General features: G+C 70.6%; 12 protein-coding genes. 3 read left to right on the forward strand and 9 right to left on the reverse strand.

Annotated features, from left to right (window positions below):
- Positions 1-420 precede the first annotated feature (420 nt).
- A complete protein-coding gene (gene xylA, locus GU5_RS0110235) occupies positions 421-1,602 on the forward strand; it encodes a xylose isomerase (RefSeq protein WP_010525478.1) in 1,182 nt (393 codons plus the stop codon).
- Between the two features lie 165 nt (positions 1,603-1,767).
- The gene (xylB, locus tag GU5_RS0110240; protein WP_010525479.1) at positions 1,768-3,213 is read left to right on the forward strand and encodes a xylulokinase; all 1,446 of its coding nucleotides are present in this window, start codon (positions 1,768-1,770) and stop codon (positions 3,211-3,213) included.
- 109 nt (positions 3,214-3,322) lie between these two features.
- Here xylB and GU5_RS0110245 read toward each other — a convergent pair whose 3' ends face one another.
- From GU5_RS0110245 to GU5_RS0110285, 9 genes are all read right to left on the reverse strand, one after another.
- A complete protein-coding gene (locus GU5_RS0110245; RefSeq protein ID WP_010525480.1) occupies positions 3,323-3,823 on the reverse strand; it encodes a Dps family protein in 501 nt (166 codons plus the stop codon).
- 344 nt (positions 3,824-4,167) lie between these two features.
- Positions 4,168-6,546: a glycoside hydrolase family 3 N-terminal domain-containing protein gene (locus GU5_RS0110250; RefSeq protein ID WP_010525481.1), complete on the reverse strand. Its 2,379-nt coding sequence runs from the start codon at positions 6,544-6,546 to the stop codon at positions 4,168-4,170.
- A 55-nt stretch (positions 6,547-6,601) separates the two neighbouring features.
- Positions 6,602-7,543 carry a carbohydrate ABC transporter permease gene (locus GU5_RS0110255; protein ID WP_083830475.1) on the reverse strand — a complete coding sequence of 314 codons (942 nt, stop codon included), beginning with the start codon at positions 7,541-7,543 and terminating at the stop codon, positions 6,602-6,604.
- Between the two features lies 1 nt (position 7,544).
- On the reverse strand, positions 7,545-8,453 hold the full coding sequence (locus GU5_RS0110260) for a carbohydrate ABC transporter permease (protein ID WP_010525483.1): 909 nt from the start codon (positions 8,451-8,453) through the stop codon (positions 7,545-7,547).
- A 7-nt stretch (positions 8,454-8,460) separates the two neighbouring features.
- Positions 8,461-9,759, reverse strand: a complete 1,299-nt coding sequence (locus GU5_RS0110265; protein ID WP_010525484.1) for an extracellular solute-binding protein — start codon at positions 9,757-9,759, stop codon at positions 8,461-8,463.
- 249 nt (positions 9,760-10,008) lie between these two features.
- On the reverse strand, positions 10,009-11,298 hold the full coding sequence (locus tag GU5_RS0110270) for an ABC transporter substrate-binding protein (RefSeq protein WP_033228149.1): 1,290 nt from the start codon (positions 11,296-11,298) through the stop codon (positions 10,009-10,011).
- A 234-nt stretch (positions 11,299-11,532) separates the two neighbouring features.
- Positions 11,533-12,972, reverse strand: coding sequence for a GntP family permease (locus GU5_RS0110275; RefSeq protein ID WP_010525486.1), 1,440 nt, complete (start codon positions 12,970-12,972; stop codon positions 11,533-11,535).
- A 259-nt stretch (positions 12,973-13,231) separates the two neighbouring features.
- The gene (locus GU5_RS0110280) at positions 13,232-14,221 is read right to left on the reverse strand and encodes a 3-hydroxyacyl-CoA dehydrogenase family protein (RefSeq protein ID WP_010525487.1); all 990 of its coding nucleotides are present in this window, start codon (positions 14,219-14,221) and stop codon (positions 13,232-13,234) included.
- A gap of 43 nt (positions 14,222-14,264) precedes the next feature.
- Positions 14,265-15,206, reverse strand: coding sequence for a sugar phosphate isomerase/epimerase (locus GU5_RS0110285; RefSeq protein WP_010525488.1), 942 nt, complete (start codon positions 15,204-15,206; stop codon positions 14,265-14,267).
- Between the two features lie 192 nt (positions 15,207-15,398).
- Here GU5_RS0110285 and GU5_RS0110290 point away from each other — a divergent pair, with 192 nt between their 5' ends.
- Entirely contained in the window at positions 15,399-16,148 is a 750-nt protein-coding gene (locus GU5_RS0110290) for a GntR family transcriptional regulator (protein ID WP_010525489.1), read from the forward strand.
- Positions 16,149-16,151: the final 3 nt, after the last annotated feature.

Raw genomic sequence — 16,151 nt, forward strand, 5'->3', positions numbered from 1 at the left:
GACCGGGCTGGACGTCGTCCCCGCCGCCGTTGAGCCCCCGGCCGGCGCCGCGACGGCCCAGCCGGGCGATCGGGGCCGGGCCGACGACGCGCCCGCCGGCTGAGCGCGACTCTCCCCGACCCGTTCCCCGGCCCTCGTCCGGGGCCTCGTCGGGGGCGGCATCCTGGGCTGCGTTCCGTGCGGCGTTCCGTGCGGCGTCCTGGTCGGCGGCGCGCGCTCCGGCCCCTCGCCCGGACCCGGACCCGGACGCGGGTCCGGCGGGCGGCTGAGCGTCGGCGTCGCCGGGTCTCGATTCGGTCACGGACTTGATCTTATCCCCCGTAAGATTTAGGTTCGATCTAGAAACAAAATGAGTGCCGAGTCACACCTGTGCTCCACACTATGCGCTCGCCCCGCATTCTTCTGCCAAGGAGGACCTCCATGACCCATCACGACGCCGTCTCCCCCAAGTTCTCGTTCGGCCTCTGGACCGTCGGCTGGACCGCCCAGGACCAGTTCGGCTCCGCCTCGCGACCGGCCTTCGAGCCGTGGGAGTATCTGCCTCAGCTCAAGGAGGCCGGAGCCGACGGCGTCACCTTCCATGACGACGACGTCGCCCCCTTCGGCACCGACGACGCCGAGCGGGAGAAGTACTTCTCGACGTTCAAGGAGGTCGCCGAACAGGTCGGGCTGACCGTCGAGATGGTCACCACCAACACCTTCGGCCACCCGGTCTTCAAGGACGGCGGGCTGACCTCCAACGACCGCTCGATCCGTCGCTTCGGCCTGCGCAAACTGCTGCGCAACGTCGACCGCGCCGCCGAGTTCGGCGCCGAGACCTTCGTGATGTGGGGCGGGCGCGAGGGCTCCGAGTTCGACGGCGCGAAGGACCTGCACGCCGCGCACCAGCGCTACGCCGAGGGCCTCGACACCGTCGCCGCCTACATCAAGGAGAAGGGCTACGACCTGCGCATCGGCCTGGAGCCGAAGCCGAACGAGCCCCGCGGCGACATCTTCCTGCCGACGATCGGTCATGCCCTGGGCATGATCGCCCAGCTCGAGCACGGTGACATCGTCGGACTGAACCCGGAGACCGGCCATGAGCAGATGGCGGGGCTGAACTTCACCCACGGCATCGCCCAGGCGCTGTGGGCCGGCAAGCTGTTCCACATCGACCTCAACGGCCAGCGCTCGATCAAGTACGACCAGGACCTGGTCTTCGGCCACGGCGACCTGACCTCGGCCTTCTTCACCATCGACCTGCTGGTCAACGGCTTCCCCGGCGGCGGCCCGCGCTACGACGGCTGGTACCACTTCGACTACAAGCCCGCCCGCACCGACCACGTGCAGGGCATCTGGGACTCGGCGAAGGCCAACATCGAGATGGTCACCATGCTCGCCGAGAAGGCGAAGGCCTACCGCGCCGACGCGGAGGTCCAGGAGGCCATGCGGGCCGCCGGCATCTACGAGCTCGGCGAGTCCACCCTGGCCGAGGGCGAGTCGATCGGCGACCTGCTGGCCGACCGTTCCGCCTACGAGGACTTCGACCCGGAGCAGGCCGCCGAGCGGAACTTCGGATTCGTGCAGCTCAACCAGCTGGCGCTGAAGCACCTCATCGGCTGATCCGCCGACGGGAGACGTGCGGGGAAGCCGCCGCGTCGGATCAGGCACCGCCCGTGACGCCGGCGACTTCCCCGCACGTGTCTGCGGCCTGCTGTGCCGCAGGTCACCCTCTGCCTCTAGACTGACACCGATCCCGACACCCGCCTCAGCACCAAGGAGACCGCAGTGCCCACGCTCGTCGCCGGCATCGATTCCTCGACCCAGTCCTGCAAAGTCGTCATCCGCGACGCCGAGACCGGCGAGCTGGTCCGCACCGGCTCCGCCAAGCACCCCGACGGCACCTCCGTGGCACCCTCCGCCTGGTGGGAGGCGCTGCAGCGGGCGATCGAGGAGGCCGGCGGGCTGGGCGACGTCGCCGCTGCCGCCGTCGGCGGCCAGCAGCACGGCATGGTCGCTCTCGACGCCGAGGGCGAGGTCATCCGCGACGCGCTGCTGTGGAACGACACGCGCTCGGCCGACGCCGCCGAGGACCTGGTCGCCGAGCTCGGCGGCGGCACGACCGGCGCGGCCGAGTGGACCCGGATGACCGGCTCGGTGCCGGTGGCCTCGCTGACGGTGACCAAGCTGCGCTGGCTGGCCGACGCCGAGCCGGAGAACGCGCGGCGCGTGGCCGCCGTCGCCCTCCCCCACGACTGGCTGACCTGGAAGCTCTCCGGCGCCGCCCGGCTGGAGGAGCTCACCACGGACCGTTCCGACGCCTCGGGCACCGGCTACTACGATCCCGCCGGCGGCGTGTACCGCCGCGACCTGCTGGCCCGGGCGCTGCGCATCGACGAGGACGCCGCCGAGCAGATCGTGCTGCCGCAGGTGCTTCAGCCCGGCGAGCGCGCCGGCGCCGGCGATGCCTCCCGGGGATGGGGCGAGCTGGTGCTCGGCCCCGGAGCCGGGGACAACGCCGCGGCCGCGCTGGGGCTGGGCATGACGCCGGGAGACGTGGCGATCTCCATCGGAACCTCCGGGGTGGTCTCGGCGATCTCCCCGCAGCCGATCCAGGACCCCACCGGCATGGTCACCGGCTTCGCCGACGCCACCGGCGCCTTCCTGCCGCTGGCGGTGACGCTGAACGGCTCCCGCGTGCTCGACGGCGCGGCCCGGATGCTCGACGTCGACCACGACCGGCTGGCCGAGCTGGCGCTCTCCGCCGCGCCCGGCGCCGACGATCTGACGCTGATCCCCTATCTGGAGGGCGAGCGCACGCCGAACCTGCCGCGGGCCACCGGCTCCTTCGTGGGGCTCTCGCTGGCCTCGATGAACCCAGCCGACGTGGCGCGGGCCGCCGTCGAAGGACTGCTCTGCGGCCTGGCCGACGGGCTGGAGGCGATGACCGGGCAGGGTGTGCCGGTGGAGTCGGTGAAGCTCATCGGCGGCGCGGCCCGCTCGGCGGCGGTGCAGCAGATCGCCCCGGCGGTGCTCGGCCGCGAGGTGCAGGTGCCCGAGCCGGGCGAGTACGTCGCCGACGGCGCGGCGCGGCAGGCGGCGTGGGTGCTCTCCGGGGCCGCGCAGCCGCCGGCGTGGACGACGTCGACGGTGCACACCTTCACCGCCGAGCCGACGCCGCAGGTGCGCGAGGCCTACGCCGCCCGCCGCGGCCTCTACGCCGAGCGGGACTGAGCCCACCCGTCACAGCGATGACTCGGCGGAAAGTGCGGGAAAGCGAATCTATTCCCGCACTTTCCGCCGAGTCACCGTGGGGGGGGGTGCCTATGAGGAGCGGGCCGGATCAGCCGGCCGAGCGCTCCAGGTGGGCGCGGATGAACCACTGGAACTGCTCGAGCTCCTTGGTCTGGCCGATCAGGATGTCCTCGGTGATCGGGTCGACCTGGCCGGACTTGGCGATCACCTCGCGATGGTCGCCGATGACGCCGCTGTAGACCTTCTCGAGCTCGGCCAGGTGGGCCATGGTGTCGGCCTTGCCCAGCGGGTAGTCCTCCCAGTGGCGTGCGCCGACGAGCTCGCCGGTGCGACCGCTGGGGGATCCGCCGAGGGTGGCGATCCGCTCGGCGAGCTCGTCGACGAACCCGCGGACCGTGGTCACCTGCGGGTCGATCATCTCGTGCACGCCGATGAAGTGCGGGCCGGTGACGTTCCAGTGGACGTGCTTCAGCGTCAGCTGCAGGTCGTTCAAGGCGTGCAGCCGGATCTGCAACAGCCCCGCGATCTCGTGGCCGTTCTCCGTCGCGAGTCCCGGGACGGTGTAGTCGGCGAACTGTTCGTCTGCCATGCGGTGATACCTCCTGGGGACGGTCCGTCCGCCCCGTGGGTCCTGATGTCGTCCTGATGTCGCCCTGACGTCTGCATGCTACGACGAGCACCCCCGGCCTGGGGACCCCTCCGGCCCGGGATGAGGTGGTGCATCGGGTCACGTCGCCCCGGCGGGCGCGCCTCCGCGCTGAGCGGTCGGCGACGACGGCACCCGGTTCGCATCTCCGAGGCAGCTCGCCGCCGCCGTCGCCGCTCGCACCGCGTCGCCGAGCGTCCGTCGCACCCGGGACGCGGCCCACCTGGTGCGGGAACGCGTCGATTCCCCGCGCGAGACGGAGCTGCGACTGACGATCCGGGACCCGCTCAGCCCTCGCGGGCGGGAGTGGTCATCACCCGGGCGCCGGTGACTTCGCGCAGCGCGCCGGTCAGCTCGACCTCCCCGGCCAGCGGCAGATCGCCCGCGGAGCGGCCGATCCACAGGTCCATCGTGCCCGGCTCGACGATGCGTCGCAGGTCGACGCCGATGAAGGAGAACCGATCGGCGTGCACCTCGAAGGTCACCCGCCTCGACTCCCCCGGCGCCAGCTCGACACGGGCGTAGCCGATCAGCTGCCGCACCGGACGCGCCACCTGGGCGATCCGATCGCCGACGTACAGCTGGACCAGCTCGTCCACGGGCCTCTCGCCGCTGTTGGTCACCGTCGCCGAGACCTCCACCGTGCCGTCCACCGGCATCTCGGCGGCCGAGACCTGGAGCCCGGAGTACTCCACCGTGGTGTAGCTCAGCCCATGGCCGAAGGGGTACAGCGGCGTCGGGTCCAGATTGGACACGCCCTCGCTGTTCTGCCCCAGCGGCGCGGCCAGGTAGCCCGCCGGCTGTCCGCCCGGCAGCGCGGGCACGCTGATCGGCAGCCGTCCGGCGGGCTCGATCGAACCGCTGAGCAGCTCGGCCAGCGCCGGGCCGCCCTCCTCGCCGGGGAAGAAGGCCTGCACGATCGCCGCGCAGCGCTCGGCGACCGCCCCCAGGGCGTAGGGACGCCCGGAGACGACGGCGAGCACCACCGGCGTGGACGAGGCCTCGGCGGCGTCGAGGACCGCCTCGACCAGCTCCTGCTGGGCGCCGGGCAGCCGCAGGTCCTCGACATCGCAGCCCTCGCCGGAGGTTCCGGCGCCGAACATGCCCGCCAGGTCGCCGACGGTGACCACCGCCAGGTCCGCCGCGGCGGCCTGCTCGGCGGCCTCGGCGATCCGCGAGGCGTCGTGCTCGACGATCGGGCAGCCGGACGCGTGGGTGATCTCGGCCCCGCCCCAGGCCTCGCGCAGCGACTCCAGGATCGTCGGCATCGGGACCCCGATCCCGCGATGCGGGAAGGTGCCGGCGGGGTACTTCGCCAGCACGTGGTTCGGGAAGGAGTAGCAGCCCATCATCGTCCGCGGCTCGTCGGCCGAAGGGCCGACGACGGCCACCCGCTTGCCGGACAGCGACTCGGGGCGGGCCGGCAGCACGCCGTCGTCGTTCTTCAGCAGCACCAGCGAACGCTCGGCGACCTTCTTCGCCAGCGCGCGGTTGGACGCCGAGTCCAGGTCCGTCGACTCGTCGACGGCCGGCTCCCAGGTCTCGCCCGCGCCGGCGTCGAGCAGCCCGAGCTCGATCTTCTGGCGCAGCACCCGGCGCGCCGAGCGGTCGACGATCGCCTCGTCGAGCTTCCCGTCGCGGACCTGCTGGGCCAGCGTGCGGTAGCCGCCGGTGTGCGGCAGCTCCACGTCGAGCCCGGCCGAGACCGCCAGGCGGGCAGCCTCGGCCTGGTCGGCGGCCGCACGGTGCATCGACTCCAGGAAGGCCACCGACCAGTAGTCGGCGACCACCGTGCCCTCGAAGCCCCACTCGTCGCGCAGGATCTCGGTGAGCAGCCGGCGCGACGCCGCCGGCGGCTCGCCGTCGATGTCGGCGTAGGAGTTCATCACCGAGCCGACCTGCCCCTCGCGCACCGCCATCTCGAACGGCGGCAGGATCAGGTCGTGCAGCTCGCGCGGACCGATGTGCACCGGCGCGTGGTTCCGTCCGGCCCGCGAGGCGGCGTAGCCGGCGAAGTGCTTCAGCGTGGCGATGATGCCGGCCTTCTGCAGCCCTTTCACGTAGGCGGTGCCCACGGTGCCGACCACGTGCGGGTCCTCGCCGATGGTCTCCTCGACGCGGCCCCAGCGGGCGTCGCGGACGACGTCGAGCACCGGCGAGAGGCCCTGCTGGACGCCGACGGCGGCCATGTCGGCGCCGATGGCCGCGGCCATCTCCTCGACCAGCTCGGGGTCGAAGGTCGCGCCCCAGGCCAGCGAGGTCGGGTAGACGGTGGCCTGGTAGGCGGTGAAGCCGGTCAGGCACTCCTCGTGGGCGACGGCCGGGATGCCGAAGCGGTTGGCCGCGACGACGGCGGCCTGCCGCTCGCGCAGGTCGGCCGCGCCCTCGGGCACCGAGAGCGCCGTCGTCCCGTAGGTGCGGGTCAGCTGGCCCTCGCCGTCGACGATCTCCTGCTCGAAGGGCAGCTTGCCCGCCGACATCGCGCTCTCCATCGGCGCGACCTCGCCCTGGGCCTCCTCGTCCTGGCGCATCTCCCAGTGCGAGCCCAGCTGCGAGACCTTCTCCTCCAGGGTCATCTCGGCCAGCAGGGCCTCGACGCGCTCGGCGACGGGGCGCGAGGCGTCGTTCCACGCTCCGGTGAGGCGCTCGGCGGTCACATCGGTCACAGGAGTCTCCTTCGTCCTCTGGTCCATCCTCGGATGCGCCCTCGGCAGGGCTGGGTCACTTGCTGAAGCCGGCGGTCAGCCCGGCGACGATGTAGCGGCGGCCGATGATGTAGGCGGCCAGCAGCGGCAGCGCCGAGAGCACGACGGCGGCCAGCGTGGCCGGCACGTCGACGGCGAACTGGCCCTGGTACTCCCACAGCGACAGCGGCAGCACGCGGACCTCGCGGCTCTGCGTGAGGATCAGCGGGAAGAGGAACCCGTTCCACACCTGCAGCGCCTGATAGATGCCGACGGTCATCATCGCCGGGATCGCCATCGGCAGCACGAGGTTCAGCAGGATCTTCCACTCGCCGGCGCCGTCCACGCGCATCGACTCGAAGAGCTCGGCGGGGATGTCGCGGACGAAGTTGACGATGATCAGCACGCTCAGCGGGATCGCGAAGGCGATCTGCGGCAGGATCAGCGCCCACAGGGTGTCGTACAGTCCGAGCTCTCGGATCAGGTAGTAGACGGGGATGATCGTCGCCTGCACCGGGATCGCGATGCCCAGCAGGATCAGGCTGAACAGCCGACGGCCGCCGAAGGTCGTCGAGCGGACGATGTAGTACGAGGCCATCAGCGAGACCGCCAGCACCGCCGCCACCACGGCCACCGTGACGATGACCGAGTTGAAGAAGAAGTGCATGAAGTCGTTCTCGAGGACCTTGACGAAGTTCTGCAGCGTCGGCTCGCTCGAGGGCACCAGCGGGTTCGAGTTGGCCAGGTCCTGGCGGCTGCGGAACGCCGTGATGACGATGAAGTAGATCGGCAGGATGATGACCGCCAGCCAGGCCCAGCCGGCCAGGCCGCCCAGGATGTTCGGACGGTCGGTGGGCTTGCGGGCCTTGTGGTTCGGGCCCTGCGCCTTCGGGGCCGCGGCGGCCGGGCGGCCTGATCCGGCGCCCGACGTCGCGCGGCCGCTCCCCTGACGGGAGGTGTCGTCCACAGTCGTGCTCATCTCACGCCCCTGCCTTGTCGCTCTCCATGCGGCTGGATCCGGAGATCTTGTTCAGCAGCAGGGAGAGGGTCACTCCGACGGCCACCAGGATCACCGCGATGGCCGAGGCTCCGCCCATGTCGTACTCGCGGAAGCCGGTGATGTACATGTCCAGCGGAAGGATCCGGGTCGCTCCGGCCGGTCCGCCCTGGGTGAGGACGAAGACCAGGTCGAAGTAGGTCAGCGATCCCACCAGCATCAGCGTGGAGGACGTGATGATCGTGTAGCGCAGCTGCGGCAGCGTCAGGCTGAAGAACTGACGCATGCGCCCGGCGCCGTCGATCGTGGCGGCCTCGTAGATGGTCGCCGGGATCTGGCGCACGCCGGCCTGGTACAGCAGCGAGTGGAACGGCACGAAGCACCAGCCGACGACGAAGATCACCACCAGCAGCGCGATGTTCGGGTCGCCGAGCCACTGGGCGGGGAGCCAGTCCCACCCCAGCGCGGGGCTCAGTCCGTAGTTGGGGCTGAACAGCGTCTGGAACGTGATGCCGACGGCCACCGAGGAGAACAGCAGCGGCAGGAAGTAGAGCACCGACAGGAAGGCCCGGTACTTCTGCTGGCCGGCCATGAACACGCCCAGCAGCAGCGCCACCGGCGCCTGGAAGACGTAGGAGATGACCACGAACAGGAAGGTCAGCCACAGCGCATTGCGCGTCTGGTCCTCCTGCAGGATGCGGAACCAGGTGTCGAGGCCGTTGAACGACGGCGTGCCGAGGCCGTCCCAGGACATGAAGGACAGCACGACGACGCCGGCCAGCGGCACCAGCGCGAAGAGGCCGAAGAAGAGCACCGCCGGCAGCGCCATCAGGAACGAGGGTCCCTGACGGCGCCGCGCGTCGGACTTGGGGGACGTCACAGTCTGGGTCATGCGGCGATCAGCCCTGCTGCCCGTTCATCGCCTCGGCGAACTCCTCCGGCGTGATCTCGCCGACCAGGATCTTCTCCAGGTTCTCCATCAGCGGCTGCGAGACCTCGGGGGCCACCGCCTGATCCCAGGAGAGCTGGAAGTTGTCCGCCTCGCTGACCAGTTCGTCGGCGAAGGTCAGGAAGTCGGCGTTCTCCGCAGACTCGATCTCCTCGTCGATGTCGTTCAGCGGGGGAAGGTTGCCGTCGTCGAGGGTGTCCTGCACGTACTCGTCGTTGTAGAGGTGCTCGGTGATGTAGTCCACCGCGACCTCCTGCTCCTCCTCGGAGGCGTCGGCCGAGACCGACCAGAAGTTCGCCGGGTTGCCGGTGATGTTGCTCGGGTCGCCCTCGCCGGACTCCAGTGCGGGGAACTCGGTGAAGCCGAAGGCGTCGGACTGCGCGAACTCCGGGAAGTCGGCGTGGATGGTCGAGTAGACCCAGGAGCCCTGCAGCAGCATCGCGGCCTCGCCCTCGGCGAGCAGGCGCGCATCCTCGTTCTGCGAGGCGTCGACGCCGGTGAAGGTCTCGTCGAAGCCGCCCTCGTCCGCCAGCCACTGGATCTCCTCCAGAGCCCAGAGGATCGACTCGTCGCTCCAGGCGCCCTCCTCGCCGTCGACGACGGCCTGGAAGACCTCGGCGCCGCCGTGGCGGTCGGTGAGGTACTGCAGCCACATCAGCGCCGGCCAGACCGAGCCGCCGGCCAGCGAGAACGGCGTGTAGCCGGCGTCGCGCAGCTGCGGGATGACCTCCTTGACCTCGGCCCAGGTCTGCGGGACCTCGACCCCGGCCTCGTCGAAGACGTCCTGGTTGAGGTACATGACCGCCGGCTGCACGCCGTTCATCGGCACGCCGTAGGTCGAGCCGTCGACGACGCCGTTGTTCCAGACCGACTCGTGGACGCGGGACTCCAGGTCGCCGACCTCGTCGGTGATGTCGACGACGCGCTCCTCGGCCACATACTCGGCCAGCGTGCCGCCGGTCCAGTTCATGATCAGCGTCGGCGCCTCGCCGGAGCCGACGACGGTGCGGATGCGCTCCTTGAAGGCGTCGTTCTCGAACGACTCCACCGCGATCTGCCGGCCGTCCTCGGCCTGGTCGTTCCAGCGCTGGATGTCCGACTCGACGTTCGGCCAGCCGCCGCCGGTCAGGATCCAGGCGCCGGCCCCGTCTCCGGAGCCTCCGCCGGATCCGCCGCAGGCGGAGAGGGCCAGCAGCGAGGCGGCGGCGACGCTCGCCGCGCCGGTGCGGGTGAGGGTGCGGGTGTTCATGAGAGATCCTTTCTCATCAGGGCGAGACGCCGTCGACCGACCGGGGAGGAGGCGGTCGCACGGCAGGTGATGCCATATGATCGGCATTTCGTCTTGCCGAAAGACTAAATAGATCGAACCTGGGTGTCAAGCGCCACATATGTCTCTGATCACACCCCGGACGCACCGCGGGCGACGGACGGCCGCCTCCGACCGTCCGCCGCCCGCGCGACGCTCCCCCGCACCCCGCCGAAGCGGGACGCCGACGACTCACTGCCCCTGAGTCGCGTTCATCTCCTCGGCGAACTCCTCCGGACTCATCTCCTGCAGGAAGACCTTCTCCAGGTTCTCCAGCAGCGGCTGCACCTGCGAGGGGGCCACCGCCTGGTCCCAGGAGAGCTGGAAGGTGTCGGCCTCCTGGACGGCGTCGTAGGCGAAGCCGAGGAACTCCTGGTCCTCGGTCTCGGCGATCTCGTCCTCGAGACCGGTCAGCGGCGGCAGATTGCCGGTCTCGAGCATCCCGTCGACGTACTCCTCGTTGAACAGCGAATCCTCCAGGTAGCCGGAAGCGGCCTCCTGCTGCTCCTCGCTCGCGTCGGCGGAGATCGACCAGAAGTTCGCCGGATTGCCGACGATGCTGCTCGGGTCGCCCTCGCCGCCCTCGACGGCGGGGAAGGTGGTGAAGCCCAGGTCACCGGACTCGACGAAATCGGGCTCGTCCTGGAGCAGCCGGGAGTAGACCCAGCTGCCCTGCAGGACCATGGCGGCCTCGCCGTCGGCGACCAGCTGACCGTCCTCGTTCTGGTCGGCGGAGACCGAGGCGAAGCCGGGGTCGAAGGCCCCGGCCTCGACGAGCTCCTGGCAGCGTTCCATGGCCTCGATGATGGCCGGGTGGGACCAGGCGTCCTCCTCGCCGGCGACGACGGCCTCGAAGACCTCCGCGCCGCCCAGCCGGTCGGTGAGGTAGGAGGCCCACATCAGGTACGGCCAGCGCGAGTTGCCGGCCAGCGAGAACGGATGCACGCCCTGCTCCTCCAGCGCGGGCACCACATCCATGAGCTCCTGCCAGGTGGTCGGCGCCTCGACGCCGGCGTCGGCGAGGACCTGCCTGTTGTAGTACAGGACCACCGGCTGCATGTTGTTCATCGGCACCGCGTAGGTGGTGCCGTCGACGACGCCGTTGTCCGCCACCGAGTCGATGAGCCGATCCTGCAGCCCCTCGGTCTGCTCGGTGATGTCGACCAGATAGTCCTCCTCGACGTACTCCAGCAGCGTGCCGCCGGTCCAGCCGACGATCATCGTCGGCGCCTCGCCGGAGCCGACGGCGGTGCGGATCCGCTCCTTGTAGACGTCGTTCGCGAAGCTCTCGACCTGGAAGTCCACCCCCTCGGTCTCCTCGCTGTAGCGGTCCAGGTCCTCCTCGACCACCGGCCAGACGCCGCCGTTGAGGACCCACGCGTCGGGGTTCTCGTCGCCTCCGGAGCCTCCGCAGGCGGAGAGGGCGAGCAGCGAGACGGCCGAGAGGCCGGCGACCACGGACGTCGTTCGACGTGCAGGCATGAGCGTGATCCTTTCCTCGTCAGTGCATGCGAGTGATGTGATTCACATTATGTGGTCCTGCAAAACTAATGCCGACGGGAACATGTGTCAAGAATCACGTGCACAGGTGTTCACCCCCGGGTCGTCGTCACCCGGCCACCCCCTCCCCGAGACACGATGAGTCCGCGGTTCGTGCGGGAAAGAACCGTCTTTCCCGCACGAACCGCGGACTCATCGCTCGCGCAGCGGCCTCGCTCAGGCGACCAGGGCGTAGACCACCCAGGCCAGCAGGAACGCCAGCACGCCGATGGCGGTGCCGATGACCGACCAGGTCTTCAACGTGGTGACCGTGTCGAAGCCGCAGAAGCGGCCGACCATCCAGAAGCCCGAGTCGTTGAAGTGCGAGCAGGTGATCGAGCCGGCCACGATGGCCACCACGATCGCCGCCAGCCCGAAGCCCTCCAGGCCCAGCTCGGCGACGCTCGGGGCCATGATCGAGCCCGCCGTCGTCGCCGCGACCGTCGCCGAGCCCTGCGCGACGCGCACGGCGACGGCGACCAGGAAGCCCGCCAGGATGACCGGCATCCCGAAGGAGTCCAGCGCCGAGGCGATGGAGTCGCCGATGCCGGTGGCGGTCAGCACGCCGCCGAAGGCGCCGCCGGCGCCGGTGATCAGGATGATCGAGCAGACCGGGGCGAAGGCCTTGTCCACCAGGTCCGAGAGGCCCGAGCGGATGTCCTGCACCCCGCGGCGCGGCCGGAGATAGAGCAGGTACATCGCCGTCAGCGTGGCGATCAGCAGCGCGATCGGCGTCGGGCCGATGAGCTTGGAGATGGTCAGCCCCACATTGTCCGCGGCGACGGCGCCGGTGGACTCCAGCGTGCTGAAGACCGTGTTGTAGAAGATCAGCGCCAGCGGCAGCAGCAGACAGAAGATCACCGTGCCGAACTTCGGGGCCCGCACGTGCTCGGTGATCTCCGGTTCGCCGAAGATGTCCGGCACCGGCATGTTCGGATGATTCTTCGCCAGCAGCAGGCCCAGCCGGTAGCCGGCCAGGTACCAGGTCGGGAGGCCGACGAGCATCGCGACGACCAGCACGGTGCCGATGTCGGCGCCCATCACCGTCGCCGCCGCCGTCGGGCCGGGATGCGGCGGGGTGAGCGCGTGCATCATCAGGAACGCGCCGACCGAGGGCAGCACGTAGATCATGAAGCCGCCCTGCAGCCGCCGGGCGACGGTGTAGATGATCGGCAGCATCACGATGAAGCCGGCGTCGAGGAAGATCGGGAAGGCGTAGAAGAGCGAGGCCACCGCCAGGGCCAGCGGGGCGCGCTTCTCGCCGAAGGTCGCCAGCATCCGGTCGGCCAGCACCTGGGCGCCGCCGGAGACCTCGACGAGTCGGCCGAGCACGGCGCCGAAGCCGATGAGCAGCGCGACGCCGCCGATGGTCGAGGAGAATCCGTCGACGACGACGTCGAAGACCTCCCCGTAATGGATGCCGGCGGCCAGTCCGGTCGCCAGCGAGGTGATGATCAGGGCGAAGAAGGCGTGCAGGCGGACCTTGATGATCAGCACCAGCAGCAGCACGATCGCCAGCGCGGCGATCGTCAGCAGCACCGGGGTGCCGGGCTCGAAGGACCGTCCGACGTCGGCGGCGGCCAGGGGCGAAAGCCCGGACGACAGTGTCTCAAGCATACGGGGATTCTCCGTGGGTCGCCCGCCGCCTCAGGCGGCGGGATGGCGGACGAGGATGTCGTGATGAGGGGAGGTGGGCCGCGCGGCGAGGGCGGCCGCAGACGTGGTGACGACGCTCACGGGCGGCGCGGGATGCACTCCGGCCGGAGCCCGCCGTCGACGACGGCGGGCCCGGGCCGATGCGCGGTGGTGGCGGGAGCCGACTGCGCCGGGCGTCGACTGCCCGAGGCCGCGCGGTGGCCGCGCGGCCGGGCAGGGCTCAGACCTGGTCGCTGCCGGTGCCGCGCGGCGCCGGACCCAGCTCGCGCAGCAGGTCGCCCATCTTCGCGTAGGCCTTGTTCCGGTAGGCGACCAGCTCGGCGGCGGTCTCCTCGTCGAAGTCGCCGGTCCAGCCCTTGCCGTTCTTCACGCCGTGGCGGCCGGCCTCGACGTTGTCGGTGAGCATCTGCGGCGTCGCCATCCGCTCGCCGTAGGCGTCCTCGACGATGGTGAAGCACTTGGCATAGACGTCCAGGCCGGCCTGGTCGGCGATGGCGAAGGGGCCGAAGAAGCCCAGCCGGAAGCCGAAGGTGGTGCGCACGATGGTGTCGACCGCCTCGGGCGTGGCCACGCCCTCCTCGACGACGTTCACCGCCTCCTTCAGCAGCGCGTACTGCAGACGGTTGAGCACCATGCCCGGCTTGTCGGCGACCTCGGCGCCCTCCTTGCCCGAACGCTCCAGCAGCTCCTTGACCGCCGCGACGGCCTCGGGGGCGGTCTCCTCGCCGGAGACCAGCTCCACGCCGGGGATGAACGGCGCCGGATTGGAGTAGTGCACGGTGAAGAAGCGCTCGGGGCGCTTCACCGCCGGCGCCAGCACGTGCACCGGGATGGTGGAGGTGTTGGTGCCGATGATCGCGTCCTCGCGGGCGCTCTCGGAGATCCGGCCGAGGACGTCCTTCTTCACCTCGGGGGACTCGAAGACCGCCTCCTCGATGAAGTCGACGTCGGCGACGGCCTCCTCCAGCGTGCGGCCGGCGGTCAGATTCGCCCGGATGGTCTCCGTGGAGCCGGCCGGGTAGAGGCCCTGGTCCTCGAAGTCCTGCGCCTCGCCGAGCAGACGCTCCAGGCCGCGGCGCGAGGCCTCGACGTCGACGTCGACGATCTCCACGGTGTAGCCGGCCAGCGCCAGGGACTGGGCGATGCCGCCGCCCATGTAGCCGGCGCCGACGACGGTGACGGTGCTGATGGACTGGACTGTGGATGTCATGGGGGACCCTCCTGGGTGATGGTCGGGCAGTGTCGGGATGCGGTCAGCGAGGCAGGGCCGAGGCGAGCACGCCGCGGATGTAGTCGCGGTTCTCGGCGCAGACGCCGATCGAGTCGGAGCCGTAGTGCTCGCAGCAGAACGGGCCGGTGAAGCCCAGCTCGAGCGCGCGGCGGATCATCCGGCGGTAGTTGATGTAGCCGGTCTTCAGCGGCGTCGGGGCGGAGAAGTACGCGCCGGTGGCCGGGTCGTAGTCCCGCGAGTAGTTCTTGATGTGCCAGAAGTTGATGTGCGGCAGGACCTTCTCGTGCATCTCCTCCGGCGTGCCGCCCAGCTCCTCCAGCGGGCGGTGCAGTCGCACCAGATTGCCCAGATCCGGGTTGAGGCCGACGGCGGGGTGGTCGACCTCCTCGAGGAAGGCCACCGCACGCTCGGGGGTGCCGATGAAGGTGTCCTCGTACATCTCCAGGCTCAGCTGGATGCCGTTGGCCTGCGCGTGGTCGCCGAGCTCGCGGACGCGCTCGATCGCCAGCGGACGCAGCGCCGGGTCGTCGACGTGGCCGGCGGCGTGCCAGAACCACTGCGCCTCGGCCTGGGCGGGGGTGAAGGCCTGCATGAAGCCGGTGTTGACGATCGCCGCTCCGAACGTCGGAGCGATGTCGATCAGCCGGTGGGCGTCGGCGAGGTTCCGCTCACCGTGCTCGGCGTCGACGACGGAGTTCCGCGTCATCGAGATCGACGAGATGCCCAGTCCCTCGGCGGCCAGCACGCCGCGGAACTCCTCCAGCCGCTCTGCGGAGAGCCGATGCAGCGGCAGCCAGGCGTCGGTGGGATCGATGTGGTCGAAGCCCAGCTCGCGCATCTGCCGCAGGCAGTCGGCCCAGTAGGCGGCCTCGGCCTCGTGCACGGGTGTGCCGTCGGGCGTGGCGCTGCCGAAGGCCAGCATGTTGCCGGCGATCGGCCAGGTCTCAGCGTCGTGGGCGATCAACGGATCGAACCTCCAGAATCTGCGGACGTCGGCGTCCACCGGCCATGTGACGCACACTACTGTCACATATCCAATAGGATATTGGGAAGTCGGTGACGTGACGTGTCGCACCATCGGCCCGACGACCGCATGATGAGAGAGGGCTCCGCGGCATCGAGCGCCCGGAGGACGTCCAGCTAGGATCGAGGGATCATGACGACTTCCCAGCCCGCCGCCGAGCCCGGCCCCGACGACGTCGGCGCGCGCCCGAGCCCGTCGATCTCTCGGCGCGCGCTGCGCGACGGGGTCTACGACGCGCTGCTCGAGAAGATCCTGGACGGCTCCGCGCCGGCCGGCAGCTCGCTGACCATCGACGCGCTGGCCCGCGAGCTCGCAGTCTCCCCCACCCCGGTGCGCGAGGCGCTGGTGCAGATGGAGCACACCGGCCTGGTCACCCGCGAGGCGCTGAAGGGCTACCGGGTGGCCCCGCCGATGTCCCGCGAGCAGCTCGAGCAGCTCTTCGACATGCGGCTGATCCTGGAGCCGGCCGCCGCCGCCCGCGCGATGGCCCGCATCGACGAGCTGCTGCCCGAGCTCCGCGCCGCCCACGCCCGGCACGAGGCCGCCGCCGAGCGGGTGCGCCGCCGACTGGACGCGGGCCGGCCGGCCTACGGCGAGGGCTTCGCGGAGCTGCGCGAGTACTTCACCTCGGACTGGGCCTTCCACCTGGCGATCGTGCGCGCTTCGGGAAACGTCTTCCTGCAGCAGTCGCTGGACTCGCTGCAGACCCACATCCAGCGCATGCGCCAGACCGCCGACCACGGCCGGCTGGACATGGAGGAGGCCGTCGCCGAGCACGCCGAGGTGCTGGCCGCCTTCGAGACCCGCGAGCCGACCACGGTCGACGACGCCCTGCGGCGCCACCTGCACGCCGTCGCCGGCCGCGTCTCCTCCGACGGCTGATCT

Origin of the sequence: Nesterenkonia sp. F (assembly GCF_000220985.1) — a bacterium.
Lineage (GTDB): Bacteria > Actinomycetota > Actinomycetes > Actinomycetales > Micrococcaceae > Nesterenkonia.

Coding starts and splice junctions, on each gene's coding strand:
- xylA (WP_010525478.1), top strand. CDS start 421: ATGACCCATCACGACGCCGTCTCCCCCAAGTTCTCGTTCGGCCTCTGG.
- GU5_RS0110245 (WP_010525480.1), bottom strand. CDS start 3,823: ATGGCAGACGAACAGTTCGCCGACTACACCGTCCCGGGACTCGCGACG.
- GU5_RS0110255 (WP_083830475.1), bottom strand. CDS start 7,543: ATGAGCACGACTGTGGACGACACCTCCCGTCAGGGGAGCGGCCGCGCG.
- GU5_RS0110260 (WP_010525483.1), bottom strand. CDS start 8,453: ATGACCCAGACTGTGACGTCCCCCAAGTCCGACGCGCGGCGCCGTCAG.
- GU5_RS0110265 (WP_010525484.1), bottom strand. CDS start 9,759: ATGAACACCCGCACCCTCACCCGCACCGGCGCGGCGAGCGTCGCCGCC.
- GU5_RS0110270 (WP_033228149.1), bottom strand. CDS start 11,298: ATGCCTGCACGTCGAACGACGTCCGTGGTCGCCGGCCTCTCGGCCGTC.
- GU5_RS0110275 (WP_010525486.1), bottom strand. CDS start 12,972: ATGCTTGAGACACTGTCGTCCGGGCTTTCGCCCCTGGCCGCCGCCGAC.
- GU5_RS0110280 (WP_010525487.1), bottom strand. CDS start 14,221: ATGACATCCACAGTCCAGTCCATCAGCACCGTCACCGTCGTCGGCGCC.
- GU5_RS0110290 (WP_010525489.1), top strand. CDS start 15,399: ATGACGACTTCCCAGCCCGCCGCCGAGCCCGGCCCCGACGACGTCGGC.